Raw genomic sequence first — 24,377 nt, forward strand, 5'->3', positions numbered from 1 at the left:
ACCGTCAGCCCAGGTCGTAGTGGAAGGTGTAGGAGACCGACGGTTCGCCATGGCGGGCGGTGAAGCTGCCAGTGCCGCGTAGCCCGATCAGGTCCGCGGTGCCTGTCCCCGGCACGACCTCGAAGGTGCAGCGCACCGTGCCGTCGGCGTCGAACGAGCCGCGCTGCTCGACGACGAAGGCACCGTCCCGTCCGTCGAGTCGGCCGGTCAGCATCTCCATGCCGGTGAACGTACCGGTCTTCTCCGTGGCGTAGGCGATGGTGTACTCGCACGTGGTGTCCGCTGCCTCGATGCCACCGGAGAACGTGTTGGTCACACAGGCATGGGCCAGCTTGGGGCTCACGTCGTCCGAACTGACCGCCCGCTCCTCCCAGTTGGCGAACGTGAAGTGGCCGCTGGTCTGCGTGGGCATGGGAACTCCAATCGATCTGCCGCAGGCGTGTCCGCGTGCGGTGTGACCAGCGTGGCCGCCTTACCTGACACCTTCTGTCAGGTAAGGCGTGACAATGGCTCCATGCGCGCTGACCGGCTGCTGTGCCTGCTCCTGCTGCTCCAGAACCGTGGACGGATGACCGCCCCTGCCCTGGCCGCCGAACTGGAGGTGTCGGTCCGTACGGTCTACCGGGACATCGAGGCGCTGAGCGCGTCCGGCGTCCCGGTCCGCGCCGACCGCGGGCCCGCTGGTGGGTACCGCCTGATGGACGGCTACCGCACCCGACTGACCGGCCTCACCGATGCCGAGGCCGACGCCCTCTTCTTTACCGGAGCACCCGGCCCGGCTCGTCAACTGGGCCTGGGCGCCGTGCTGGCAACCGCCCAACTGAAGCTGCAGGCCGCCCTCCCGGCCGAACTGGCGGAGCGGACCCGCCGCGTCCAGGAACGGTTTCATCTGGACGCACCAGCGTGGTTCCGCGACACCGACCCGGTCCCATGCCTGGCGCAGGTCGCGCAAGCGGTATGGGAACAGCGGGTGTTGCGCACCCACTACCGTCGTTGGGGCGGTGAGGTGCACCGGGAACTGCGTCCGCTCGGCATCGTCCTCAAAGGCGGCATCTGGTACCTGGTGGCATTCGCCGACGAGGCGGTACGCACCTATCGGATGTCGAGGTTCCTCGCGGTGCACACCACGGAAGAAGTCTTCGACCGCCCTGCGGGATTCGATCTGGCCGCCTTCTGGGAGGAGTCCTCCCGCCGCCTGGAGGCCGCGCTTCACCAGGGAACCGCACGACTGCGGATATCGCCGCGGGCGCGAAAGCTGTTGCCCATGCAGTTCGGTACGGCGGGCACACGCGCACTCGAAAGCGCCGGGCCACCGGACCACGACGGCTGGGTACAGGTGGAAATGCCGGTCGAGTCGCAGTCAGTCGCCGTCAGCGACCTGCTCAGACTCGGTACCGAGGCGGAGGTGCTCGGCCCTCCCGAACTCCGTCAGGCCATCGCCGAGGCCGTAACCGTCCTGGCCAACCGCTACGCGGTGGCACCCAGTGCATAACGGCGCGGGGCGCTGGTAACAGGCCGTGAGGGCAACCGAAACCCGCGACCGCCAGCGAGAGCGGCAAGCGGCAGCCGACGAATGACATCGGGAAACCGAATTGCGCGAGGCTCAAAGCGGTGCCCGTACTCCGGTCGCGTCACGGTGTCGAACTGTTATGCATCGTGCCGGAAAATACGGATAGCCGTAAGGCATGACCGAAATCCCCACCCCCACCCACCCTCAACTGATCGGCGCCCGGCCGAGTTCCGCCGTTGAGAAGGCATACCAAACCCTGCGGAAGCAGACCGCGAGAGCTGACCCGCATGCCCAGTTCACCAAGGGTGCGTTGGAGGCCTACCGGTGGGCGATGGGCAGCGACGTCAGCGCCCCGCTCACCGGGGCCCGGACCGTCGGAGTGCCCGGCCTGCAACGGTTGACTTCCGAGATCGACACCGCGGTGGTCCAGCTGGAAGATGTCACACAGCAGGCTGGTCCGCGTGCCTTCGCGCAAGGGGTGCACGACGCACTGGCGTGGGTATGCGGGCTGAGCGACCAAAGGCCCTGAGCCAGGCACGTCGGGGGAGCCTGGACGGCGGCCGCAGGCCAGCCGCCCAGGCTGGAACGTCCGACTACGGCTCGCTGATGACGCGTACGTCCTGGACGGGGCTGCCCGCGGTCCGCGCGGTCTCCACCCGCACGGCGTCGAGGTCGCGGGTGGTGAGGTGCGCCCCTTCGAGGTGTACATAGACAGTGTCCGGCTGCGGATCGACCGTCGCCTGGACACCTGGCATCCGGGCGACCAGGCGGTTGAGCGCGGCCGCGTCGCCATGGGCCGCGGGGGAGCCGGGCCTGACGGAGGCGAGCAGCCCCGCGCTGTAGACCTCGCGGCTCTGGCTCGCGAACCGCAGGGCGGGGACGACCGCGGCGCGTACCGCACGTACCTGCTGTGCGTCCGTCTTCCACAGCCGCAGAACGATCACCGGCCTTCCAGGATCCTCCTTGCCGACGACCGTCCAGTCGGTCACCCCGGCCCGGCTGAGGTCGCGGTACAGGCCATCGAGTCGCCGCCCGAGCGGTGAACCGTCCGGGGTGCTGATCGTGAGGTCCTCCACCTTATGGCGCAGCCCGCTGAGCGTGGTCGCCCGATCCGGTGCCCCGCCCTTGGCGGATGCGGCCTGGGTGGACGGTGGTGCGGCTCCAGCCGGTGCGGCGCCGCCCGCCATCAAGCCCGTGAGCAGCGCTGATCCGACCGCCGCCGATGCGACGGCTCTCCTCCACGAGGCGTGCGTGCGGATGCGTTCGTGCCGCGAAGCCATACTGATCCCTTCTCGTCGGCGTCTTTCCCGTGGGTGCGCGGCTACCCCGGAAGGCAACAGCTACACGACCACCCTCCTGGGAAGCGTCTCGCCGCGAGGAGCGAGCGGGGCATGACGTACGACGCCATCAGCCGTCCGCCAGCAGTTGGTCGCGCAGCAAGTTGAGTGTGCGGGCGAGAAGGCGTGAGATGTGCATCTGGGACAGGCCGAGATGGGCGCCTATGGCGGCCTGGGTCATCTCGGAGCCGAAACGCATGGCGAGGATGGTGCGTTCGCGTTCGGGGAGTTGATCGATGAGGGGCTTGAGGGCGGTGACGTTCTCCACGCCCTCGAGACCGGGGTCATCGTAGCCAAGCCGGTGGACCCAGGAGGTGCCCTCCTCTTCGTCGGCCGCGCCCTCGGCGTCGATGGAGCTGGCGGTGTAGGCGTTGGCCGCGACCTGCGCCTCCAGTACCTCCTCCTCGGTGATCCGCAGCCGCTCGGCCAGTTCGGCGGTGGTGGGAGCGCGGTCGAGTTCCGCGGCCATGACATCGCTGGTCTTGGCCATCTCGATGCGCAGTTCCTGCAGGCGGCGCGGCACCCGTACTGACCAGCTGGTGTCGCGGAAGAAGCGCTTCATCTCGCCGATGATGGTGGGCAGGGCGAAGGTGATGAACTCGACGCCGTAATCGGGGTCGAACCGGTCGACTGCCTTGATCAACCCGATCGTGCCGACCTGGAAGATGTCTTCCATCTGGTCGGCCCGGTTGGAGAAGCGCTTCGCGGCGAACCGCACCAACGCCATGTTCAGCTCGATGAGGGAGTTGCGGACGTACTGGTACTGCTCGGTGCCTTCGTCCAGCACCGCCAAGCGCGCGAACATCACCCGCGAGACCTCACGCAACTCAGAGGGGTCCGCTTTGGCCTCGGTCAGCAGCGTGGTGAGCCGCTGAGGGGGCACTTCCTGCGTCACTGCCGCTTCTGGAGCCGCCTTGTCCGCGAGCTGCCCCAACACGATCTGCCTCCCATCTGTTCCGACGGAGTTGACGACACAGCGCCTACCCGCATCGGTAGCCCCAAACCGGTAGTGCGCATTCCGGCCGAGGCCCGCCATCTTCCTCTGCGGGACCTCAACTCGCCCCCGACCTTGCCGAGATGGCGGCCTGGCGCCACACTGCTCTGCAGTGATCCGCATCGCCGAGCACCCCGTCCGTCCTCGAAATCGGCTCCCGGCCAGGCTGGTTGCGCGAAGCGTTCGAGCACCGCGTCGCGCCGACTGAGCGCCGTGGTCGGCTTCCATCGCCAACCGGTCCCACACACCACCCCTCTTGCGCATGTCGCAGCCGCGGAGAGGAGCCGTACGGATGACGACGACACGTGTCCCTGGCGACAAGCGGGGGGTTGAGGACCAGCGCCTGCGCCGCCGTCTGGGGTTCTGGCAGCTCACCGCCATAGCCTTCGGCGGGGTGATCGGCTCAGGCTGGCTGCTCAGCCCGATGCACGCGGCCCGTACCGCGGGACCCGCGGCACTGATCACCTGGACCGTGGGCGGTCTCGCTCTCGTACTGATCGCGCTGGTCATGGTCGAGTTGGCCGCCTCGATCCCGGAGACGGGCGGGCTGGTGCGGTGGCCGCTCTACACCTCGGGACGGCTGGTCGCGACGCTCGTCGGCTGGGGCATCTGGGTCTCCTATGCCACCAACCCGCCAAGCGAGTCAGCGGCCGTGCTGCAGTACGCCAGCCAGTACATCCCGGACCTGTACCACCACGGTCACCTCACGCCCACCGGTATCGCGGCCGGGTTGGTCCTCATGGCCGCCTTCGTCGCAGTCAACTGGTTCGGCGTGCGACTCTTCGCCCGCGTCAACCTGGCCGTCACCCTCGCCAAGTTCACCATCCCGGCGCTGACCGTGGTGGCACTACTCATCTCCGGCCTGGACGGACACAACTTCACCGGGTACGGAGGCTTCGCCCCGTACGGGTATGCCGCACCACTGTCCGCGATCGCCACCGCCGGGGTCATCTACGCCTACACCGGCTTCCAGGGCCCCATCGACCTGGCTGGCGAAGCCCGCAACCCACGCCGCGACATCCCCCGCGCGGTGATCACCGCACTCCTGCTCTCGATGCTGCTCTACGTCATCCTGCAGGTGGTCTTCATCGCCGCCGTGCCAACCGGGAAGCTGCTCGGCGGCTGGCACGGGGTCAACTTCAACTCGCCGTTCGCCGAACTGGCCACATCCGCCAACCTGACCTGGCTGACCTGGGTGCTGTACGCCGATGCCATCGCCTCACCGGTCGGCTCCGCGCTCGTCTTCACCGCCGAGACCAGCCGGGAGGCGTACGCCCTGGGCAAGAACGGGCTGCTGCCGGACGCCGTGGCCAGGGTGCACGCGGGGTCCGGGGTGCCGCGGCGCGCGCTGCTGGTGAACTTCGCCATCGGCGTCGCCTTCCTCCTCCCGTTCGGCGACTGGCAGTCCATCGTCGCGGCCACCAGCGTGCTGGGCTTGTTCGCGTACTCCATCAGCGTCGTCGCCGAAGCCTCGGTACGGCGGGCGGACCCCGGACGAATGGCCAACTGGGTTCGCGGCACACGGTGGTTCGCACCGGTGGCCTTCGTGATCGCCACCTTGATCTTCTACTGGGCGGGCTGGCACGAACTACGCGTGGCGCTCCCCGTGCTCTTCCTGTCCGCGCTGTTGTACGCCTACCAGCAGGTCCGCCGCGAGCGCGACCTCGCCGACCTGGTTGCCGGTCTCTGGCTGGTCGGCTACTTGGTCGCGCTGCTGCTGTTCTCCCGCCTCGGCAGCTTCGGAGGCTCCAGGGCGATTCCCGCGCCGTGGGACTCGTTCGCGGTGGCCGCAGTCGGGCTCGCTGCCTATGTGCGGGCCCTCCACGACTCGGCCCGTCATCTCGCCGTGCACCCGTTGCCACACGGATGGCGAACCATGTGACACCGTGCTGCCACGGTCAGTGGCCGCGCCGCGGCCCGCTCCGCGCGTGCAGCGGGGCGCGGGCGGTCACGGCGCGCCCGGCCCCGGGCCGACGTCGTCCGCGGTGGGCCCGGGGGATGCGCCGCGGTCGGGGGCCGAGGCGATGCCGGGCGCGGGCGCCGTGTTGATCCGGGGCAGGGCGTAGGGATGCTCGCGTCGCAGCCAGTCGATGAGTCGTTCGCGAATGACGCAGCGCAGGGTCCAGATGTCGGCGGAGTCCTTGGCGGTGGCCAGTGCTCGTACCTGGATCGTGGTGGGGGTGGTGTCGGTCACCACCAGGCTCCACGCCCGTCCGTCCCAGGCCTCTGATTCCTTGAGCACGTTGTGCAGTTGCTCGCGCAGCAGGTCAATGGGCGTGGCGTGATCGAGGTGGAGGAAGACCGTTCCGGTCATCTGCGCGCTGCCACGTGACCAGTTCTGGAACGGGTGGTTGGTGAAGTACGACACCGGCATGGTGATCCGGCGCTCATCCCATGTGTTGACGACCAGGTACGTCAGTGTGATCTCCTCGACGGTGCCCCATTCGCCCTCCACCACCACGGTGTCGCCCAGGCGCACCATGTCGCCGAAGGCGATCTGCAACCCGGCGAAGAGGTTGCCCAGTGTGGACTGGGCGGCGATACCGGCGACCGCGGCGATCACACCCGCCGAGGCCAGCACGGAGGTGCCCACCGCCTGCATGGCCGGGATCTGCATCAGCATCACGGCCACCGCGACCACGCCCACGATGGCCGTGACCACCCGCTGGATCACCGTCACCTGGGTCCGCACCCGCCGAACTCGCGCGGGATCCTGCGAACTGGCGGCGTAGCGCGCGTAGCTGGACTCGACTATCGCCGTGGCGACCCGCATCACCAACCCGGCGAGCGCGCCGATCAACACCAGTGTCAGCGCCCGGTTGATACCGGCCTCGTGCCCGCGCCCGATGTGTGCCGCACTGTAACTGCCCAGTAGCAGTCCGACACACAGGGCGATCCGCAACGGCCACCGGCACTGGCGTAGCAGATGCCACAGCGGACTGTCCGTGTGCCGGGCGCCGATCCTGCGTAGTGCCCGGTCAACGGCCCAGCTCACGGCCAGGGTGATGACGATGGCGCTTCCTGCGACGATGACGGGTCGCAGTACGGTCTCCATTTCGGCCTTCCTCGGACTCGACGCGTCGTGCAGTGACGCGGCTGCGGTTGCCACTGCGACGGTAACGGGTACGACAGGAGCGCGTACCCGGCCGTTCCCGACAGCAAGCACATCGACTTCGGTAACTGGAAGTCATCGGCGCAACGCGATGGGTGATGCGTGTCGATGCCAAGGCGGCGCCTGGGTAAGTGGTTGCACGGGATCCTCGACGCCGGGGCCGGTGCGGGCCGCACGTTCGGCCAACCCCGCCGAACGGGTGTAATTCCCCGTACGGTGCATTTCCAACGCGGCGGAAGGCGGCCACGCGAATACCGTTTGCGAATCAGTCATTTGACACCCCTGAGGAGCGTGGCGTGAACAAGTTGAAGAACGCTGTCGTCGTGGCCGTCATTGCTGGAGGCGCCCTGGCCGGTGGCAGCGGTGCGGCATTCGCTGACGCGGGTGCGGCCGGAGCGGCGGTCGGCTCGCCGGGCGTCATCTCCGGCAACGTCATCCAGGTCCCGATCAGTCTTCCGATCAACCTGTGCGGCAACAGCATTGACATCATCGCGCTTCTCAACCCGACATTCGGGAACGCATGCGCTAGCAAGTGACCAGACACTGGTCACCCAGCCGTAGCCGCACCATGACGACCGGTTCCGGGCAGCCGCACCGGGGCCGGTCTTGCGCATGGCTTCGAGCGCGTCGCTGAAGCTCTGACTGCGCGCAGCGCGAACGGCCCGCTGGACCAGCGCGGGGGAGGTCTTCGCCACGCATGTGTAGTTGGTCTCGCAGACGTTGGCCAGTGGTGACTCCACGGCCTGGGTGACGAGTTGGTAGGCGTCGAGACGGGACAGCGCGTAGTCGCGGTGCAGCCAGTTGACCAGGTCGAGCTGGGCGACGCGGAAGGCGTCTTCCAACGGGCGGGCGGAGCCGGTGGAGATGATGTGGGTGTCGGATTCCAGCCGTGCCGTGGGGTGGCAACTCCCTTGAGGAGTTCGACGATCACGACGGTGTCCATCGCGCACTCCACCGCCACTCCACACGTCTCGCCCTCACCCTGCCGCGCGTGCCCGTCGCGGTACGGCGCGCACGGTCGAGCTGCCACATCCACACGGCCTCCGTCAGCGGCTCGTGCGGTGATGCCGTGGTCTGTAGGCCAGTTGATCCCACGGCGTACCGAGTACTCTTGCCATGTGACGACGCATAAGGCCGTTGACGTGAGCGTGGACGCGATGCTCGAGGACCTCAGGACACTCGTCGAAGTCGAGTCTCCATCGCGTGATCGCAACGCCTTGATGGCATCGGCCGAAGCCGTCGCCGCCGTCATCGAGAGCCGTCTTGGCGGGCAGGCCGTCCTCGTCGGTAGTGAAGCCGGGCCGCACGTCCACTGGTCAGCTGGCGGCGATCCCAAAGTTCTCATCCTCGGTCACCATGACACGGTGTTTCCGATCGGCACCCTTGAGCGCCGCCCGTTCAGGGTCGAAGGCGGGCGTGCCACCGGCCCCGGCGTCTTCGACATGCTTGGCGGCTTGGTACAGGCCATCCACGGCCTGGCGACGCTCGATGACCTGTCAGGTGTCGAGATCCTGGTGACCGCCGACGAAGAGGTTGGCTCGCGCTCCTCCCGCGCTCTCATCGAAGAACGCGCCCTTGCCTGCGGCGCCGTACTTGTGTGTGAGGGTGCCGCTGATGGCGGGGCTTTGAAGACCGGCCGTAAGGGCTGCGGCACGTTCGAAGTCACCATCACCGGCCGGGCGTCGCACGCGGGCCTTGAGCCCGAGGCCGGTGTCAACGCCCTGGTCGAAGCCTCCCATCAGGTACTGGATATCGCAGCGCTTGCTCGACCGGACAGCGGCACCACGGTCACCCCGACCGTCGCGTCCGCGGGAACCCTGGACAACGTCGTTCCGGCGCAGGCGACCGTCGTCGTCGACGTACGGGTCGAGTCGGCCGCCGAGAAGGAGCGAGTCGAGTCCGCGTTCGCGGCGCTGGCTCCGCACCTGGATGGTGCGCGGATCGCGGTTCAGGGAGCCGTGCGCCGACCGCCTATGCCCGAGTCGGCGTCGGCCGAGCTCTTCGCGGTGGCGAAGCGGCTGCTTCCCGGCCTCGAAGGCAGGGCGGTCGGCGGTGGAAGCGATGGCAACTTCACGGCCGCACTGGGAGTGCCGACACTCGACGGCCTTGGAGCGGTCGGTGGCGGTGCCCACGCCGACCACGAGTACCTGGTGGTCGGCGCCATGGCCGAGCGGGCGCGCCTTGTCGCCGGACTGGTGAACGCGATCCAGCGGGCACGGCCGAACGAGAGCGTGGGACCTGTCCGCGCGATCGTTAACTGAGATCTCTCCGCAGCAACGCGCACCTCGTCTCGGTGGTGAACGCGGTGTGCTGCCGTCCACAGGCACACCGGCGGCGCACGGTGGCTGGGTGACCACGGCACGCCACACGGGCCGTACGGGCAACCCCCTGAGCGCGGCCGGACGCGTGTTCGTGCGCAGGCGGGACGATCGCGGACACTGGTCCATAGGAGACACTGGCTAATAGGAACCAAACCTGTCGACCTCGCGACGGCCCGAAGCCAGCGCCGCGTGGTGGGCGCAGGAGGTACCGCCGTGCTTGCCAGTTTGACCCGGGCGTTCAAGACGCCTGAATTGCGTAAGAAGCTGCTGTTCACGCTCGGCATCATCGTGCTGTTCCGGCTCGGTGCGCACATTCCGGAGCCGGGCGTCGCGTACCGGAACGTCAATCAGTGCATCAAGGAGGCCGGGGGCAACGGCGGCCTCTTCGGTCTGATCAACCTGTTCAGCGGCGGGGCGCTGCTACAACTGACGATCTTCGCGCTTGGTATCGTCCCGTACATCACGGCGAGCATCATCCTGCAGCTGCTGACCGTGGTCATCCCACGCCTGGAGGCCTTGAAGAAGGAGGGCCAGGCGGGCCAGACGAAGATCACTCAGTACACCCGGTACCTGACGCTCGCGCTCGCCGTAATGCAGGGCACCGGTCTGATCGCGACCGCGCAGAGCGGCACGCTCTTCCGCACCTGCTCGGTCGGCAACCAGATCATTCCCGACACCTCGATCTTCCGGACCGCGGTCATGGTCATCACGATGACCGCTGGCACTGTGGTGATCATGTGGCTCGGTGAGCTGATCACCGAGCGGGGCATCGGCAACGGCATGTCGATCTTGATGTTCACCTCGATCGCGGCCGGATTCCCCGGCTCGCTGTGGGCGATCAAGAAGTCCGGCAAGATCCTCGGCGGTTGGGGCGAGTTCGGGATCGTCATTGTCATCGGTATCGTGATCATGTGCCTGGTGGTCTTCGTCGAGCAGGCTCAGCGGCGCATTCCGGTGCAGTACGCCAAGCGAATGATCGGCCGCCGCTCGTACGGCGGCACCGCGACCTACATTCCGATCAAGGTCAACCAGGCCGGTGTGATTCCCGTGATCTTCGCCTCCTCGCTGCTCTACCTCCCGGCGCTGATCGTCCAGTTCGCCGGTAACTCGACGGCTGGCTGGTCGCAGTGGATCAGTACGAACCTGACCAAGGGCGACCACCCGGTCTATCTGTCCTTGTACTTCCTCCTGATCGTCTTCTTCGCCTTCTTCTACGTCGCCATTTCCTTCAACCCCGAAGAAGTCGCGGACAACATGAAGAAGTACGGCGGCTTCATCCCGAGCATCCGCGCCGGTCGACCCACCGCGCAGTACCTCAGCTATGTGCTCAACCGGATCACCTGGCCCGGAGCGTTGTACCTGGGACTGATCGCCCTGGTGCCCACGGTCGCCATCACGTTCTTCCAGGGCAGCCAGAACAACTTCCCGTTCGGTGGCACCAGCATCCTGATCATCGTGGGTGTCGGCCTCGAAACGGTGAAGCAGCTCGAAAGCCAGCTGCAGCAACGCAGCTACGAGGGGTTCCTGCACTGACCAGTTGCGTGCCTGCGTCGGTGGTGACCGCCGCACGTATGCGGGCGCCGACCCCTGGCGGCCGGGGCGGCCAGCTCACTTGACTCCTGCGCCGTCAGCTTGGCGACGTGCACCACATGCCGAGCCGGTTTGACCACAACGGTGCCCAGGCCCAGCGGCCCGACGCAGTGCTCGACGACCCAGGACTCGGTCCGCAGCACGTTCCCGCCCGGCAGCGGAGCCTTGCCGACGATGAGGTCACACGCCAGACACTCCTCACTCACATCAGTGCCCTCAGCCACCAAGGCCCCCACTGTCGCAGAAAGCTCCATAGCCAGAGACCCGCATTCGATCACGGCAACCCGGTCGAAGAACAGGCTGAGAACAGGCGCCCGTCGTGGAGGCGCGATCCAGGTCGACGCCATTCCTCGGGCCGTTGGACCAAGCCGGTCCGGGTCGGCTGACTGCCTGTGAGGGCGTGCCCTATCGGTCCAAGTGACGGGCAGATCTGAAATCATACCCCCACCGGGTATGCGACACGACTCGCTGCGAGGGGCCTGCCAAGGGGAAGGTTTTCAACGGGGCCGCCCCGCGACGAACGCGCTCGCACGACCAGACCGGGCTGACCGACCGGCCCAGGAAGGCAGAGCAGAGCCCATGCACGCCGTCTTGCACGCACTGTCCATCACGGGATCGATGACCTGGGAGATCACCTGGGCCCTGGTCCTCGGATTCGCCCTGTCCGCCGTCGTGCAGGCGGTCGTCCGCAAGTCGACGGTCGTGCGCGCGCTCGGTGACGACCGGCCGCGCACCCTCGTGCTCGCCGCCGGTCTCGGCGCCGCCTCCTCGTCCTGTTCGTACGCGGCCGTGGCGCTGGCCCGCTCCCTGTTCCGCAAGGGCGCCAACTTCACGGCGGCGATGGCTTTCGAGATCGCTTCCACCAATCTCGTCATCGAACTCGGGGTCATCCTGGCGCTGTTGATGGGCTGGCAGTTCACCGCGGCGGAGTTCATCGGCGGGCCCATCATGATCGTGGTGCTGGCGGCGCTCTTCCGTCTCCTGCTCCGCGACAGACTCCTTCGCGAAGCTCGCGACCAGGCCGAACGCGGTCTGGTAGGTTCCATGGAAGGGCACGCCGCGATGGACATGTCCGTCCAGCGGCAGGGCCGCTTCTGGCAACGGCTGCTGTCCCGTGAGGCGTTCACCTCGGTCTCGCACGTGTTCGTGATGGAGTGGGCGGCCATCCTGCGGGACCTGGTGGGCGGTCTGCTGATCGCCGGGGCGATCGCGGCCTGGGTGCCCGACTCCTTCTGGCGAGCATTCTTCTTCACCGGCCATCCGCTCGCCGCCAAGTTGTGGGGCCCGCTGATCGGCCCGCTAGTGGCGATCGCCTCTTTCGTCTGCTCGATCGGCAACGTGCCGCTGGCGGTGGTGCTCTGGAAAGGCGGCATCAGCTTCGGGGGCGTTGTCGCCTTCGTCTACGCCGACCTGCTGATCATCCCGATCCTCAGCATCTACCGGAAGTACTACGGCCCGACGATGACCGGCTTCCTGCTCGCGACGTTCTACGCGGCCATGGCCGTCGCCGGATACGTCGTCGAGTTCGCCTTCGGCGGCCTGGGACTGGTTCCCGACCACTCCAGGGCCAAGCTGCCGATGGAAGGGGTCTCCTGGAACTACACCACCTGGCTCAACATCGCCTTCCTCGCCCTGGCCGCCGCGCTGCTCGTACGGTTCCTGCGCACCGGCGGCCCGGCCATGCTCCGCATGATGAGCGGCTCACCCGACGGCCACGCGCACGGGGACGGACACCAACACCAGAGCGGACGCCCTCGCGGTCTGCCCCGCCACTGATCGGCAGCCATGCGCCCGGTAGGGCCGCCGGGAAGGCGCACCGGCCGTGCCGAGCCCCGCGGCTGGAGCAGGCCGCGCTATGTCCGGCCGACCTGGGCCAGCAGCCGTTCCAGCAATTCCGAAGGGAGGGCGCCGTCCCCACGGTCCGCGCCGTGGACCGTGGCCAGCAGCGCGGGGGCGGTCGCGTCCCGGCGCCACACTACGGCGCTGACTCCGCATTCGATGACGCGAGCCAGTTCGTCCCCGCGCATCCTGGAGACGACGAGCACCAGCCGCCGCCCGTCGCATCCGCGCATCAGCTCCCTGCACCGCTCGAGCAACGGCTCGTCGACCTCCTCGGCGACGACGACGGCGACGGTACCCGGCCCGGGTAGCTCGACGAATTCGACTCCCGGCTGCTCACGGATCTTGGTCGCCCTCCCCGCCACCAAAGCTGCCCTCCCCGCCACCAAAATCGAATCGTCCGCTTCCTTCAGCACGGGCACACGCCGCACCCGGCGCACCCGGCACTTCCAACCCCGTGTTTTCACGTGCAGCAATGCTAGGGGACGTCGTTTCCTCAGTAATCGCGATAGGCCTCTTTCTGTACGCGACCCGTGAAAGTGCGTCGCCGCTTCAGACAGCCCGTCAATTCAGACATTCAACATGCTGCCGGACAGGTTTTCACCACCATCGGTAAGCGATGGAAACCCTGTGTACCCGCCCATGAGTGCGCGAGGGAAGCGTTTGTCGCCCGTGTGTGCCCGTCGCTCCGGTGAATTCAAGGGGGATCGGCCCGAACGGGCATTCCCTGCCTCATCCGCAACCAGGCCCGAATGGGGAGGCCCCGGCCAACCGTCGGCCCGTTCCTGGCGCTTCCGGTTTGGTTGTCAACATCCGCGCATCCGTGCTGGGCGCCGGTAGCCGACCAGGTGGCGACCCGTGAACAAAATCGGCCAGATCACCTACGTCGAGCAGGCGGACCCGCCAAGGCCGGGGAGGCGCTCCACCCGTCGGCCCAGCCGCTGCTGCGGGACCTCGGCGTCGCCGACCACGTGCCGGGCACCGGGCATCTGCCGTGCGTCGCCAACGCCGAAGAGGCCACCGTGCACGCCGTCCAGCGGCACGGCGACGCCACCAGGTCCGTCTTGCCTGCGCGACCGCCACGCCGCCCCCAAGGAGTGGGCGGCGCCTGGCAGTTGAACGCCACCGGTCGACGCCGGGTCGTCTGCCTCACCGACGCACGACCCTCCCGGTGGCGCGGTCCCCGCAACGGTTCCTGCCACGCCTGACGGCCCCCCGACACATCACCAGCCGCCCCCACGCCTGCCCCCAGACCCGGCGCCCTGGAGACCGCGACCATCAGCACCGTCCTGCCCCCCGAACGGGGACGGCTGGGTAGCTGCGCCGCGGGCGACGCGGTCGCCTAGCCCAGCAGCCATCGATCGATGTCAGCACTCATCTGTGCCTTCAACTCCGCAGGAGCGAAGCTGGCTTCGACCGAGGCGTGCGCCAGACTCGCCAGTTCCGCGTCGCCGTAGCCGAAGACCTCGCGGACGCGCCCGTACTCGGCCGTAAGGGACGCCTCCCCGTCCGTGTTCAACGTGACCAGCAGACCGGCCTCGACCAGACGCGGCAGTGGATGTTCCGCGAGCGACGGCACCAGCCCCAGCAGGACGTTGGAGGAGGGGCAGACCTCCAGCGGCACGCGGCGGGTACGCAACTCGTTGACCAGGCCCGGGTCCTCCAGCACGCGTATGCCGTGACCGATCCGCTCCGCGTGCCCCAGCGTCAGTGCCTCCCACACGCTGGACGGGCCCGCGGTCTCCCCGGCGTGGTGCACCAGGTGCAGACCCGCCTCGCGGGCGGCCTGGAGCACCTCGGCGAACGGCGCCGCCGGGTGGGCCTCGTCTCCCGCCAAGCCGATGGCGACCACCTGCGGGTACTGGGCGGCCAGTTCGAGGCTGCGCCACAGCCGCTCGGGCGCGCGGCGGCGCGAGTGGTCCAGGATCACCCGGGTCTGGATGCCGTACCGTTCCCGGCCGACCGCCAGCCCGTCCAGCACCGCCTCCAGCGGCATCCGCGGATCGTCAAGCCGCTCGCCGTGAGCCGCCGCGGTGAAGGTGACCTCCGCGTAGCGGACCCCCTGTGCCGCCTCGTCGGCACAGAACTCCTCGGCGATACGACGGAAGTGCCGATACTCGCGCAGCAGCGCGCGCACGGCGGCTCGCTGGTCGGCGAACTCGCGGAAGTCGTGGAACGGCCGGTCCTGAACGGGCGGTTCGCCGCCCAGATCGCGAACGGTGTCGGGACGGACGGTGCTTTCCAGATGGGTGTGCAGGTGAGCCTTGGGTAGCAGGCGAAGATCTCTCACCCCACAGGACTCTACGCTCACCCACCCCACAGGACCCTACGCGGGCGGTTCACACAGCCCGTCGACATGCCGTCAGGGCACAGGCGTCGACATACGGGGATGTGTTGCGACGTTCCCAGACGCGCCGGTCAGCCCCTTTCCGAGCGTGCCGATGGCCGATGCCGGACCGGCCGTATGACCGATCCGCGGGACGAACCCGAGGACGCGTCAGTGGCTCGCGGCGGGGTGTGCTGCGGCGGTGTGGAGTTGGTCCTGTGCCCGGTTCAGGCCGAGGACGACAAGCGTCTCGACGGCGTCCGCGCAGCGGTCCAGAAGGGTTGGCAGCTGCGCCTGTTCGGCGTTGGAGAACTCCTGGAGAACGAACTTCCCTATCGGCTGCCCCTTCGGCGGGCGGCCGATGCCGAAGCGGAGTCGAACGTAGTCGCGGCTACCGATGGCCTCGCTCACCGAGCGAATCCCGTTGTGCCCGCCCGGCCCACCTCCGCGCTTCAACCGGCTGGCACCGAACGGGAAGTCGAGGTCGTCCTGCACCACGACGAGCCGCCCGGCCCGGACGCCTCGGCACCGCATGACGGTGCGGACGGGGTTTCCCGAGAGGTTGATGGACCACTGCGGCTTGGCCAGAACCACACGTCGACCCTCCACCTCGATCTCCGCCACCCGGCATCGGGCCCGGAACAGCCTGAACCTGGCTCCGTGGCGTTTGGCGAGTTGGTCGACCACCAGGAATCCGGCGTTGTGCCGTGTTCCACCGAACCACGGTCCTGGCGTGCCGAGGCCAGCCACCAGCCAGGGCTCATCAGACTGCATAGGGCGAGACCTTCCCACTCCAGATGGCTGCCATCGCAGCCCCACGGCTACCTCGAACAACACGCGTCCGCGGTACGGTCGATCATGAAAGCTACCGCCTCGCCCACGGATGCCGCGCCTTCAAGGTGGTTCCCTGGCGGTGACCGGCCAAGCCGCGTTCGCCGCGGCGGTGGGAGGTCAACCCATCAGGGGAGCCAGGCCGTCGAGGAGGCGCTGCAGGCCGAACTCGAAGAGTTCGTCGAGATCGAAGTCATACTCGGCCGTCACCAGCCGCTCCAGTGTCGGGAACCGGCCGGTGGCCAAGATCCGCTGTAGCTTCGGCTCCTGGGTGCCCATCCACTCCTCGCTGTCCATGCCGCTGAGCGACTCCGCCTCCGCTTCCATCTCGACGTTGACCGCGGTGCCGCGAACGTAGTTGAACAGCGTGATGTGCGTGGTGAACATCGTCTGCAGGTCCAGGCCGCGACCGTCCAGCGCGGAGAGAACCCACTCGGTGAACGGGATCGCGCTGGCGATCGGTTGTGGCCGGGTCACTGACAAGGCGAGTGCCTGCCAAGGGTGTTGGCGGAACATCGCCCACAGTGTGCGGGCGGCGAGCTCGAGCCGTTCGCGCCAGCCCGCAGGGGCGGTGGTGGGGAGCGTCCACTCGGCGAAGGCCGCGTCCAACATCCGCATCAGCAGGTCGTCCTTGTCGGCCACATGCCGGTACAACGACATGGTCGCCACGCCGAGTTCGGTGGCCACCCGCCGCATCGAGACCGCGGCCAGCCCCTCCGCGTCGGCGACCGCGATCGCGGACGCGATGATCCGCTCGGTGGTGAGCGTCAGCTCCGAGGCGCCGTCGCCCTGAGTGCGGGTGCGAGGGGTGGGAGGCGTGCTTGGCGGGGCAACGGCCGGGCGGCTGGGGCGTGCCGGTCGGCTCCCGGCGTCGACGACCGTGCCGACGCCCGGAACGGCGCGCACCAGGCCCTGCTGACGCAGCTCGGTGAGCACCTTGGTCGCGGTCGCCATCGCGACGCCCCAGTGCCGGGTGATCTCGCGGGTTGACGGTACCCGTTCTCCTGGCGCCAGTTCGCCTGCCTCGATCCGCTGTCGCAGCTCGGCCACGATCTGGCTGTAGCGCGGGACTCTCCGCCCGTTCACCGCTGCCCCCTTCGCACTAGTGCACCTAAGGGTGCACCACCCTAGCCGTACGCTGCGTCAATGCTGGCAACCGCGGCCCCGGCCGCATGGCAGTCTGTCGCCGGGCACTAGTGCACTGGGTGGCAAATCGCCTACCTGGCATGGCATTTGAGCTTGCCTAGGTCGAGTGTACGCCGTACATTCCTGGCCATGGGGAACACCGACATACTCATTTCCGGCGCCAGCATCGCCGGACCCGCGCTGGCGTACTGGCTACGCGCGGCAGGCTTCAGTGTCACGGTCGTCGAGCGCGCGCGGGCCCTTCGGCCGGGCGGTCAGACCGTGGACCTGCGCGGCGCGGGCCGAACCGTGATCAGCCGTATGGGACTGATGGAACAGGCCCGAGCGCTGAGCGTCGACCAGCGCGGTCTGGCGCTGGTCGACTCCGCGGGCCGTTTCACCGCCCGGATGCCAGCGGACAGCTTCGGCGGTGAGGGGATCGTCTCCGAGATCGAGATACTGCGCGGTGACCTCAGCGGTCTGCTCCACGAGGCGACCCAGTCGGACATCGAGTATCTCTTCGACGACACCGTCACCGGGCTCGACCAGGACACGGACGCGGTGACCGTCACCTTCGAGAAGGCCAGCCCGCGCCGGTTCGGACTGGTCGTCGGCGCGGACGGGCTGCACTCCGCGGTGCGCGCACTGGCCTTCGGACCCGAATCGGACTATGTCCGCCCACTGGACCTGTACACGGCATGGTTCACCGCCACCGAGGAGATGGACCTCGACGGCTGGTACCAGATGTACAACGCACCTGGCGGGCTTGTCGCCTCGGCTCGGCCGGGCCGACTCCCCGGCGAGATCAAGGCCGGTCTGAGCTTCCGATCGGAGCCGCTGGCCTACGACCGCCACGACACCGCCGCACAGCGGGACCTGGTGGCCCAACGCTTCGCCAGCGCGGGCTGGGAGGTTCCGCGGCTGTTGCGGGCGATGCGCACCGCTTCCGACTTCTTCTTCGACACCATGGGCCAGGTACACCTCGACCACTGGTTCCGCGGCCGCGTGGTGCTGCTCGGCGACGCCGGTTACTGCCCGACACCGCTCACCGGCCTGGGCACCAGCCTCGCGCTGGTCGGCGCCTATGTCCTCGCCGGTGAACTCGCCACCGCTGACGGCGACCACCGCGTCGCCTTCCGGAACTACGAGCGCGTCATGCGGCCCTACGTCAGCCAGGCGCAGCAACTGCCGCCCGGCGGCGCGTCCGGCTATGCGCCGTCCAGCGCGCTCGGCATCCGGTTGCGGGCCGCGTCGATGCGTTCGATGACGCGTTGGCCGATGAGCAACCTCCTCGCCGCGCAGTTCGCCAAGGCCTCGGACATCGCCCTGCCTGACTACGCCCACCCAGCGGTGGCATAGGCCAGCACTAGCGGCTCGCACCGGGTGGGTCGTCAGCCCGCCCCGCCGAACCGGCGCCGGTACGCCGAGGGAGCGAGCCCTGTCTCCCGACGCATCAGCGCGCGCAGGTTGGCGGCCGTGCCCAGCCCACTGCGGCGCGCGACCACCTCGAAGCGTGACTCACCCCGCTCGATCAACCGGCAAGCCAGGGCGAGGCGTTGCCGGGTGAGCCACGCCAGTGGTGTGGTGCCCAGTTGTGCGCGGAAGCGGCGGTGCAGTGTCGCCGGGCTGACCGAGGCACGTGCCGCCAGGTCGGCCACCGCCAGTGGTGCGTCCAGCCTCTCCTGTGCCCAGGCCAGGACGGGGGCCAGGGACTCGTCCGGAATGTCGGGCAGCGGCCGTTCGATGAACTGCCGCTGCCCGCCGTCCCGGTGTGCCGCGAAGACCAGCCGACGGCTGACGGAGTTGGCGATCTCGGCACCGTAGTCCCGGCGGACGATGTGCAACCCGAGGTCGAGTGCGGCCGCGCTGCCCGCGGCGGTGAGGATGTCACCGTCGTCGACGAACAGCACGTCCTCTTCGAGCCGGACAGCGGGGAAGCGGGCCCGGAAGGAGTCCGCCCACTGCCAGTGGGCGGTGGCCCGGCGCCCGTCGAGGACCCCGGCCTCGGCCAGCGTGAAGGCGCCGCTGCAGAAGCCGACCAGCCGCGCACCACGGGCGTGCGCCCGCCGCAGGGCGTCCAGTACGGCCGGGCGACGGGGCACCCCGACATTGGGCCGATTCGGGACGATCAAGGTGTCCGCCGAGTCAGCCGCTTGAAGTCCCGCGACTCCCGTGAGGGTGAAGAAGCCGTCCCGCATCCGCGTGGTCGGCTCGGGCGAGCAGAGGCGGAAGTCGTACAGATCGCGGCCGAGTTCGGGCCTGCGCAGACCGAAGATCTCCGTTGCGCAGCCGAGTTCGAACGGGTTGGAGTTCTCGTCCACGATCACGACGACCCGGTGCGGGCCCGCGGTGGGTAGTGCGTGCGAGGAATCTTGCGGCATATGCGATTCCTAGCACTCACGCGGGCGACGCCCAAGCGGCGAGGATTCGGTCATGAGCAACGAACCCATCGCCCTCAGCACGGCTCTTGATTCCTTCGACGCGCTGTGGAGCCCCCGCATCGTCACTCGCGTCAACGACTACGACGTACGCATCGCCAAGGTCGACGGCGAGCACCTCTGGCACGTCCACGACGAGACCGATGAGTTCTTCCTGGTGCTCGATGGGGAGTTGCGCATCTCTTTGCGTGAGCCGACCGGGGAACGCACGGTTCGGCTGCCGCGAGGTGCGGTCTTCACCGTTCCACGGGGCACGGAGCACAAGCCGTACGCGCCCACCGGCGCCGCGATCCTCATGTTCGAGCCCACCGGAACATCGACGGTCGGCGATCGCCACGACCAGGTTCCCGAGCACGTCGACGCGACGACGGGGCACGCTCTCGACTTCTGACCTGGCGCTCATTTCGCCACCGCGTGAGCGGCGGTGTGTGCCGCGTCCTCGGTCTGCTGCGCTGTGGCGCGTGTACTGTCCAGGAGCCCCGCGGACCGCAAGGCGGCGATGTGCTCCGCGCGGACACCGCGCAGGGCGACGTGGGTTCCGCGAACGGCGAGCGCGTGGACGGTGGATCGCAACGCCGCGAGCCCGGTGACGTCGATCGTGGTCAGACCGGTCAGGTCCAGGATCACGGCGGGGGCTGCCGTTTGGCTGACAGGACGCAGCAGGCGGTCGGCGGTGGCGAAGAGCAGCGGACCGTGGAAGCTGTAGCGGGCGATTCGGCCTTCTGCGGGCATGGTGCCCGGGATTCGCCGTACCGGAAGCGAGTCCAGGAACTCCGACTCCCTGTACGGGGACAGGCGCTTGACCCGTGCGGTGCGGGCGACACTTCGCAAGCCCAGCGTGATGGCCAGCACGGATCCGGCGGTGATGGCGATCGCGAAGTTGAAAACCAGCGGCGATGCCGCCGTGACCGCCACGATGACGGCTTGGCCGCGGTCGGCGCGGGCGATCGAGCGCAGCGTGGACACGTTGATCGACCGGAGCATGGTGGCGATCACCACTCCCGACAGGGCCACCCGGGGAATCTGGGCGATCAGGGGCGCGGCGGTGAAGGACAGCAGTGCCAAGGTGGCACAACTCGCCAAGGCGGAAAGGCGGGAGGTGGCACCGGCACGGGTGTTCACGGCGGTTCGGGTGGCACTGCCCGCGGCCGCGACTCCGGCGAAGAACGGGACGGTGAGGTTCGCGACACCCTGCCCGAACAGTTCTTTGTCCTCGCTGTGTTGGTTCTCGGCGGCGGATGGTTGCGCTGAGACCACCACGCGCAACGACTCCATGGCGACGACCAACGCCAACAATGCGGCGGAGGGGAGCAGCGGAACGATCCAGGCGGTCTGCAAGAACGCGCTCGACGGCCTGGGAAGGCCACGAATTCCGTAACCAATGTGATGCAACGGCAGATGCAGTCGCTGGGTCAGCGCCGTTGCCGTGGCCACCGCCGCCGCCGTGAGAAAGCCGGGCAAGCGCAGCCGGCTCTCCAGCATACGAACCGTCAGCGTCGTACTGGCTACGGCAACGGCGTACCAGTGCGGGTGCGTTGCGAAGGCGGTAACCGCCTTGACGGTTGCCAGGACTACGGGGCCGGTCCTTCTGCCGGGCGACCCCAGAATGAGGTTGATTTGCCGGAGCGTGATCAGCAAAGCGCCGCCGACGAAGAATCCCTGGATCAAAGTGACGGGCACATAACGCATCCCGCGGCCCGCACCGATGAGGGATGCGGCGACCAGCAGCAGTCCGGCAAGCAGCCCCACGTTCAAAGTCCCCAACGGCCCGTAGGCGCGCACCACCGGTCCCAGCACGACGACGAGCACTCCGGTCGGCGCGGTGATCTGGGTGGGCACCCCGCCGAGCAGCACGGCGAGCGTTCCACCCACCACGGCGCTGGCCACCCCGGAATACGCCCCCAGGCCGGAGGCGACGCCAAGCCCCAGGACGGACGGGGCCATTGACAGCGCGGAGATCAATCCGGCCTTGATTTCCCTGGGAATGGAACCGCGCACTGCTACCAGGTCGCGCCAGGAAGGACACAGCAGGCCAATTCTTTGGGTCACCGCGTGAAGTCCCGCTCCGAAGGCGCCACCGCAACTCAACCGGAGCCACCACCTTCACACCTGGCCACGCGGAGCGACTGACCGCAGGATCTCCGAGTGCGAGTGTTCGCCGAGGTGGCGCTCGGGTGTCCGCGCGCCTGGCGCCGTGGCCGATGTTCGTTTCGCCGTGCGGTGCTGGCTTTGCAGATACCCGACCGCACATGATGCTTTCGGTCGGGCACTGCTGGCCTGCCGCGTTTTCCTGTGTCACGCTTGGAGAATCGTTGCACGCCCTGTGTGGTGTGTGCAAGGAGTGCGTTGTTCTCACGGTAATCCGTAAAAGTATTTATTCTCCACCGCGTGAACAGGCGAGCGCTGGCAGCCTCATGGGTAGGACCAGGGCTTCCCGAGCCGGGCGGCGCATTCGAGCATCAGGGCGTGTACGAAGGCCTGTGGCAGGTTGCCGCGCAGTTGCCGCTGTGAGACGTCGAACTCCTCCGAGTAGAGCCCGGCCGGACCGCAGGCTGCCCGATTGCGTTCGAACCAGCGGTGCGCGGCCACCTCGTGGCCTTGCTGGTGCTCGGCCAGCGCCGTGAGGAACCCGCACAGCAGGAACGCGCCTTCCGCCTCTTCCAGCGGGCGCTCGTCATGGCGGTAACGGTAGGCGAAGTGATCGTCCGTCAGCTCTTTGATGTAGGCGGTCAGCGTTGCGACGGTGCGTGGGTCATCGGCCGCGACGGCGCCACGGATCGGCGGCACCAGTAGCGCGCCGTCCAGGCCGGGATCGTCCGGGGAGCGCTGCCAGCGGCCCGAGGGGTGCAGGCTTTGCGCGGCGGTGTGGGTGACCAACTGGTCGGCCAGGGCAGTCCACCGCCTGGACTGGGGCGTGGGGGAGCCGCTCTCCGCCACCGCGCGCAGCCCCGCCGCGCAGATGAGTTTGCTGTGGGTCCACTGGCGCGGAGACAACTCCCATACGCCGCTGTCCGCTTCGCGCCAGCGTTGGGCGATCGCGTCCGCGGCGATCCGTGCCGCCTGCCAGCCGTCGGCATCGAGCCGGTCGCAGTCGGCGGCTTGGCCGAGCAGCAGCAGCGCCTCGCCGAAGACATCGAGTTGGAACTGTTTGTTGACGTGGTTGCCGACCAGGTCGAAGCCGCCGGGATAGCCGGGCAGGTCGAGGCGGCGGGGATCGGGGATGGTACGGCCGTCCACTGTGTAGGCGGGGGCCAGGGCCGGTCCGTCCTCGTGCAGGCGGGCGGTGACGAAGCGTACGGCGTCATCGAGCAGGCGGTGGTCGCCCGCGGCGGCGACGGCCTGGCCCGCGTAGCACTGGTCACGGATCCACACGTACCGGTAGTCGTAGTTGCGGCCCTCTTCGGCCCGCTCCGGAAGGCTGGTGGTGGCGGACGCGACCATGCCGCCCGCCGTTCCCGTCAGCCCCCGCAGCACCGTGTAGGCAACGCGCGCGTCCCGCCGGGCGATCGTGTGCTCCATGGAAGGCACAGCCTGCCGCCACGCCGCCTCCGTGGCCCGCCAGCACACGTCGGGGTCCGGAAGGCTGCCCGGCAGTGCCTGGTCGCTGATCTCCAGCACGAGATCGTGCGCGGACCCGGCCTCCAGCGTCAGCTCCATGGCCAGCGCACACCCATCGGCTCCGGTCGGCGTGGCCGGTCCGCAGCCGCGCGACCAGCGCAGCCACAGGTCACCGGCCCGCCCGGTCCACACCCCGTCGTCCTCCCGGACCAGATCGCTCAGCGGAGAGCGGTCGAATCCCGCACAAGGCCGCAGGTCGACGGCCACCCGGGTGCGGTTGTCATGCGCCAGAAGGCGCCGCAAGACCACCGCGCGGTGCGGGTCACCGGGGAAGGCCAAAGCCTCTCGGCATTCGACCGCCCCGTCCTCGGTGATCCAGCGGCTGCGCCAGATCAGCGATCCTTCCTCGTAATAGCCGCCCCACACATAGCGGCCCACCGGGGTGATCGCGTAAGTCCCCGGGCCGCCGATGAGGGTGGAGAACACCGCGTCAGAGTCCCAGCGGGGCGCGCACATCCACACGAAGTCACCGTGTGGGCCGACGAGAGCTCCGCGCTCACCGTCGGCCAGGAGTGCGTACTGACGCAGCGGACTCGGCGAAATGACTGCACTGTCGGCCATCGATCCCTTCCCGTCGGCCTGCGCCTGGCACCGCCAGTCGTCGGCCGGAGGTAACGCTCGAGTCGGGCGCTGGCCAGCGGGTTCGTGGACGGGTAGGCCAGCGCCCTGTTGGCGGCTGTTCTCCGGTGACGTCGGAGGTGGCTTCGTGCTCCTACTTCGCTGTCACCTCGGGTATGGCCCGGCGCCGGGGCTGGTCGGTCCGCCGCCCATGTCCGGGCCCTGACGGCGTGGCGGTTGCTCGGCCGGGTAGCCCTGTTCGGCGCTCGGCGGTGTCTCGGTCGATCCGACGGCCTGGCCGCGCGGCCAACGAGCGCCCGGAGTGAGCATCTCCTCGGACCGGGCGGCGACACGGCGCACTTCCACGCGGGTGAGGCTGGACATGGCCAAGGCCAGGCACAGCGCCAAGAATCCCGCGACCACGTTGCTCGCGACGTTCTTGGCGATGGCGGGGCTGCCGAAAACACACCACGGAGCGATGATCGTCCACAGGCCGATCACGGAGGCGGCCCAGCCGCGCGCGTGTGTTGACTCGAACGCGGGGCCGAAACCACCGATCAGCACGGCGTAAGCGATGCCCGTGATCAGATTGTTGATCGCCAGCGTGGGGAACACGTTGAACCCCACGATCCATGGCGAGGCGGCCAGGTAGAGGCCGACGATTATGGCGAGCGCTTCGAGGGCTTGGCCGACCGGCGTTATGGAAGCCCGTTCGTAGCGGGCCCTCAGCGCGATGATGTCCGGATGTGTTTCCATACTCGGCACATGCGTGGGAGCC

At 68.5% G+C, this 24,377-nt stretch carries 23 protein-coding genes and 1 pseudogene; 9 read left to right on the plus strand and 15 right to left on the minus strand.

Features of this window, described 5'->3' with window-relative positions:
- Positions 1–4 precede the first annotated feature (4 nt).
- Complete coding sequence (locus tag NON19_RS11515) at positions 5–412, minus strand: DUF3224 domain-containing protein (protein ID WP_255926987.1); 408 nt, start codon at positions 410–412, stop codon at positions 5–7.
- 102 nt (positions 413–514) lie between these two features.
- Here NON19_RS11515 and NON19_RS11520 point away from each other — a divergent pair, with 102 nt between their 5' ends.
- Together NON19_RS11520 and NON19_RS11525 are read left to right on the plus strand one after the other, a co-directional pair.
- A complete protein-coding gene (locus NON19_RS11520; RefSeq protein ID WP_255926989.1) occupies positions 515–1,492 on the plus strand; it encodes a helix-turn-helix transcriptional regulator in 978 nt (325 codons plus the stop codon).
- A gap of 193 nt (positions 1,493–1,685) precedes the next feature.
- Positions 1,686–2,039: a hypothetical protein gene (locus NON19_RS11525; protein ID WP_255926991.1), complete on the plus strand. Its 354-nt coding sequence runs from the start codon at positions 1,686–1,688 to the stop codon at positions 2,037–2,039.
- Between the two features lie 64 nt (positions 2,040–2,103).
- On the opposite strand, the gene NON19_RS11530 is transcribed toward NON19_RS11525, so the two are convergent.
- Together NON19_RS11530 and NON19_RS11535 are read right to left on the minus strand one after the other, a co-directional pair.
- Positions 2,104–2,790, minus strand: coding sequence for a hypothetical protein (locus NON19_RS11530; RefSeq protein ID WP_255926993.1), 687 nt, complete (start codon positions 2,788–2,790; stop codon positions 2,104–2,106).
- Positions 2,791–2,917: 127 nt separating this feature from the next.
- Positions 2,918–3,742, minus strand: coding sequence for an RNA polymerase sigma factor SigF (locus tag NON19_RS11535; RefSeq protein ID WP_372514093.1), 825 nt, complete (start codon positions 3,740–3,742; stop codon positions 2,918–2,920).
- 391 nt (positions 3,743–4,133) lie between these two features.
- Between NON19_RS11535 and NON19_RS11540 the strand changes: the two genes are divergently transcribed.
- Positions 4,134–5,723: an APC family permease gene (locus tag NON19_RS11540; protein WP_255926995.1), complete on the plus strand. Its 1,590-nt coding sequence runs from the start codon at positions 4,134–4,136 to the stop codon at positions 5,721–5,723.
- Between the two features lie 66 nt (positions 5,724–5,789).
- Here the strand turns inward: NON19_RS11540 and NON19_RS11545 are convergent, their stop codons facing one another.
- Positions 5,790–6,896: a mechanosensitive ion channel family protein gene (locus tag NON19_RS11545; RefSeq protein ID WP_255926997.1), complete on the minus strand. Its 1,107-nt coding sequence runs from the start codon at positions 6,894–6,896 to the stop codon at positions 5,790–5,792.
- 380 nt (positions 6,897–7,276) lie between these two features.
- On the opposite strand from NON19_RS11545, the gene NON19_RS11550 reads away from it, so the two are divergent.
- Complete coding sequence (locus NON19_RS11550; protein WP_308213679.1) at positions 7,277–7,489, plus strand: chaplin; 213 nt, start codon at positions 7,277–7,279, stop codon at positions 7,487–7,489.
- A 150-nt stretch (positions 7,490–7,639) separates the two neighbouring features.
- On the opposite strand, the pseudogene NON19_RS11555 reads toward NON19_RS11550, so the two are convergent.
- Positions 7,640–7,953, minus strand: a pseudogene (locus tag NON19_RS11555) (acetamidase/formamidase family protein); the annotation flags it as partial.
- 157 nt (positions 7,954–8,110) lie between these two features.
- On the opposite strand from NON19_RS11555, the gene NON19_RS11560 reads away from it, so the two are divergent.
- Together NON19_RS11560 and secY are read left to right on the plus strand one after the other, a co-directional pair.
- Entirely contained in the window at positions 8,111–9,214 is a 1,104-nt protein-coding gene (locus NON19_RS11560) for a M20 family metallopeptidase (RefSeq protein WP_255926999.1), read from the plus strand.
- Positions 9,215–9,487: 273 nt separating this feature from the next.
- The gene (gene secY, locus NON19_RS11565) at positions 9,488–10,807 is read left to right on the plus strand and encodes a preprotein translocase subunit SecY (protein WP_255927001.1); all 1,320 of its coding nucleotides are present in this window, start codon (positions 9,488–9,490) and stop codon (positions 10,805–10,807) included.
- Here the strand turns inward: secY and NON19_RS11570 are convergent.
- Positions 10,786–11,088, minus strand: coding sequence for a hypothetical protein (locus NON19_RS11570; RefSeq protein ID WP_255927003.1), 303 nt, complete (start codon positions 11,086–11,088; stop codon positions 10,786–10,788). The genes secY and NON19_RS11570 overlap by 22 nt on opposite strands.
- 355 nt (positions 11,089–11,443) lie before the next feature.
- Here NON19_RS11570 and NON19_RS11575 point away from each other — a divergent pair, with 355 nt between their 5' ends.
- Positions 11,444–12,640 (plus strand): permease, encoded by a 1,197-nt coding sequence (locus tag NON19_RS11575; protein WP_255927005.1) that lies wholly within the window; start codon positions 11,444–11,446, stop codon positions 12,638–12,640.
- A 77-nt stretch (positions 12,641–12,717) separates the two neighbouring features.
- Here the strand turns inward: NON19_RS11575 and NON19_RS11580 are convergent, their stop codons facing one another.
- The 5 genes from NON19_RS11580 to NON19_RS11600 all read right to left on the minus strand — a co-directional run bounded on the left by NON19_RS11580 (position 12,718) and on the right by NON19_RS11600 (position 16,946).
- Positions 12,718–13,170, minus strand: coding sequence for a hypothetical protein (locus NON19_RS11580; protein WP_255927006.1), 453 nt, complete (start codon positions 13,168–13,170; stop codon positions 12,718–12,720).
- A 414-nt stretch (positions 13,171–13,584) separates the two neighbouring features.
- Complete coding sequence (locus tag NON19_RS11585; protein WP_255927008.1) at positions 13,585–13,746, minus strand: hypothetical protein; 162 nt, start codon at positions 13,744–13,746, stop codon at positions 13,585–13,587.
- Positions 13,747–14,045: 299 nt separating this feature from the next.
- Positions 14,046–14,993: an adenosine deaminase gene (gene add / locus NON19_RS11590; RefSeq protein ID WP_255927010.1), complete on the minus strand. Its 948-nt coding sequence runs from the start codon at positions 14,991–14,993 to the stop codon at positions 14,046–14,048.
- Positions 14,994–15,200: 207 nt separating this feature from the next.
- Positions 15,201–15,803: an aminoacyl-tRNA hydrolase gene (gene pth, locus NON19_RS11595; protein ID WP_255927012.1), complete on the minus strand. Its 603-nt coding sequence runs from the start codon at positions 15,801–15,803 to the stop codon at positions 15,201–15,203.
- 177 nt (positions 15,804–15,980) lie between these two features.
- Positions 15,981–16,946: a TetR/AcrR family transcriptional regulator C-terminal domain-containing protein gene (locus NON19_RS11600; RefSeq protein ID WP_255927014.1), complete on the minus strand. Its 966-nt coding sequence runs from the start codon at positions 16,944–16,946 to the stop codon at positions 15,981–15,983.
- A 189-nt stretch (positions 16,947–17,135) separates the two neighbouring features.
- Between NON19_RS11600 and NON19_RS11605 the strand changes: the two genes are divergently transcribed.
- Positions 17,136–18,344 carry an FAD-dependent monooxygenase gene (locus NON19_RS11605; protein ID WP_255927016.1) on the plus strand — a complete coding sequence of 403 codons (1,209 nt, stop codon included), beginning with the start codon at positions 17,136–17,138 and terminating at the stop codon, positions 18,342–18,344.
- 32 nt (positions 18,345–18,376) lie between these two features.
- Here NON19_RS11605 and NON19_RS11610 read toward each other — a convergent pair whose 3' ends face one another.
- Positions 18,377–19,366 (minus strand): GlxA family transcriptional regulator, encoded by a 990-nt coding sequence (locus tag NON19_RS11610; RefSeq protein ID WP_255927018.1) that lies wholly within the window; start codon positions 19,364–19,366, stop codon positions 18,377–18,379.
- Positions 19,367–19,418: 52 nt separating this feature from the next.
- On the opposite strand from NON19_RS11610, the gene NON19_RS11615 reads away from it, so the two are divergent.
- Positions 19,419–19,814, plus strand: a complete 396-nt coding sequence (locus NON19_RS11615; protein ID WP_255927020.1) for a cupin domain-containing protein — start codon at positions 19,419–19,421, stop codon at positions 19,812–19,814.
- An 8-nt stretch (positions 19,815–19,822) separates the two neighbouring features.
- On the opposite strand, the gene NON19_RS11620 is transcribed toward NON19_RS11615, so the two are convergent.
- From NON19_RS11620 to NON19_RS11630, 3 genes are all read right to left on the minus strand, one after another.
- A complete protein-coding gene (locus NON19_RS11620; RefSeq protein WP_308213676.1) occupies positions 19,823–21,472 on the minus strand; it encodes a SulP family inorganic anion transporter in 1,650 nt (549 codons plus the stop codon).
- Between the two features lie 363 nt (positions 21,473–21,835).
- A complete protein-coding gene (locus NON19_RS11625; RefSeq protein WP_255927022.1) occupies positions 21,836–23,602 on the minus strand; it encodes a glycoside hydrolase family 15 protein in 1,767 nt (588 codons plus the stop codon).
- A 162-nt stretch (positions 23,603–23,764) separates the two neighbouring features.
- The gene (locus tag NON19_RS11630; RefSeq protein WP_255927024.1) at positions 23,765–24,355 is read right to left on the minus strand and encodes an SPW repeat protein; all 591 of its coding nucleotides are present in this window, start codon (positions 24,353–24,355) and stop codon (positions 23,765–23,767) included.
- Positions 24,356–24,377: the final 22 nt, after the last annotated feature.

Source organism: Streptantibioticus rubrisoli (assembly GCF_024436055.1).
GTDB lineage: Bacteria > Actinomycetota > Actinomycetes > Streptomycetales > Streptomycetaceae > Streptantibioticus_A > Streptantibioticus_A rubrisoli.

Excerpts from the sequence above, each read along its gene's own strand:
- NON19_RS11515 (WP_255926987.1), bottom strand. The coding sequence starts at position 412 with ATGCCCACGCAGACCAGCGGCCACTTCACGTTCGCCAACTGGGAGGAG.
- NON19_RS11520 (WP_255926989.1), top strand. The coding sequence starts at position 515 with ATGCGCGCTGACCGGCTGCTGTGCCTGCTCCTGCTGCTCCAGAACCGT.
- NON19_RS11525 (WP_255926991.1), top strand. The coding sequence starts at position 1,686 with ATGACCGAAATCCCCACCCCCACCCACCCTCAACTGATCGGCGCCCGG.
- NON19_RS11530 (WP_255926993.1), bottom strand. The coding sequence starts at position 2,790 with ATGGCTTCGCGGCACGAACGCATCCGCACGCACGCCTCGTGGAGGAGA.
- NON19_RS11540 (WP_255926995.1), top strand. The coding sequence starts at position 4,134 with ATGACGACGACACGTGTCCCTGGCGACAAGCGGGGGGTTGAGGACCAG.
- NON19_RS11545 (WP_255926997.1), bottom strand. The coding sequence starts at position 6,896 with ATGGAGACCGTACTGCGACCCGTCATCGTCGCAGGAAGCGCCATCGTC.
- NON19_RS11560 (WP_255926999.1), top strand. The coding sequence starts at position 8,111 with ATGCTCGAGGACCTCAGGACACTCGTCGAAGTCGAGTCTCCATCGCGT.
- NON19_RS11575 (WP_255927005.1), top strand. The coding sequence starts at position 11,444 with ATGCACGCCGTCTTGCACGCACTGTCCATCACGGGATCGATGACCTGG.
- pth (WP_255927012.1), bottom strand. The coding sequence starts at position 15,803 with ATGCAGTCTGATGAGCCCTGGCTGGTGGCTGGCCTCGGCACGCCAGGA.
- NON19_RS11605 (WP_255927016.1), top strand. The coding sequence starts at position 17,136 with ATGGGGAACACCGACATACTCATTTCCGGCGCCAGCATCGCCGGACCC.
- NON19_RS11610 (WP_255927018.1), bottom strand. The coding sequence starts at position 19,366 with ATGCCGCAAGATTCCTCGCACGCACTACCCACCGCGGGCCCGCACCGG.
- NON19_RS11615 (WP_255927020.1), top strand. The coding sequence starts at position 19,419 with ATGAGCAACGAACCCATCGCCCTCAGCACGGCTCTTGATTCCTTCGAC.
- NON19_RS11625 (WP_255927022.1), bottom strand. The coding sequence starts at position 23,602 with ATGGCCGACAGTGCAGTCATTTCGCCGAGTCCGCTGCGTCAGTACGCA.
- NON19_RS11630 (WP_255927024.1), bottom strand. The coding sequence starts at position 24,355 with ATGGAAACACATCCGGACATCATCGCGCTGAGGGCCCGCTACGAACGG.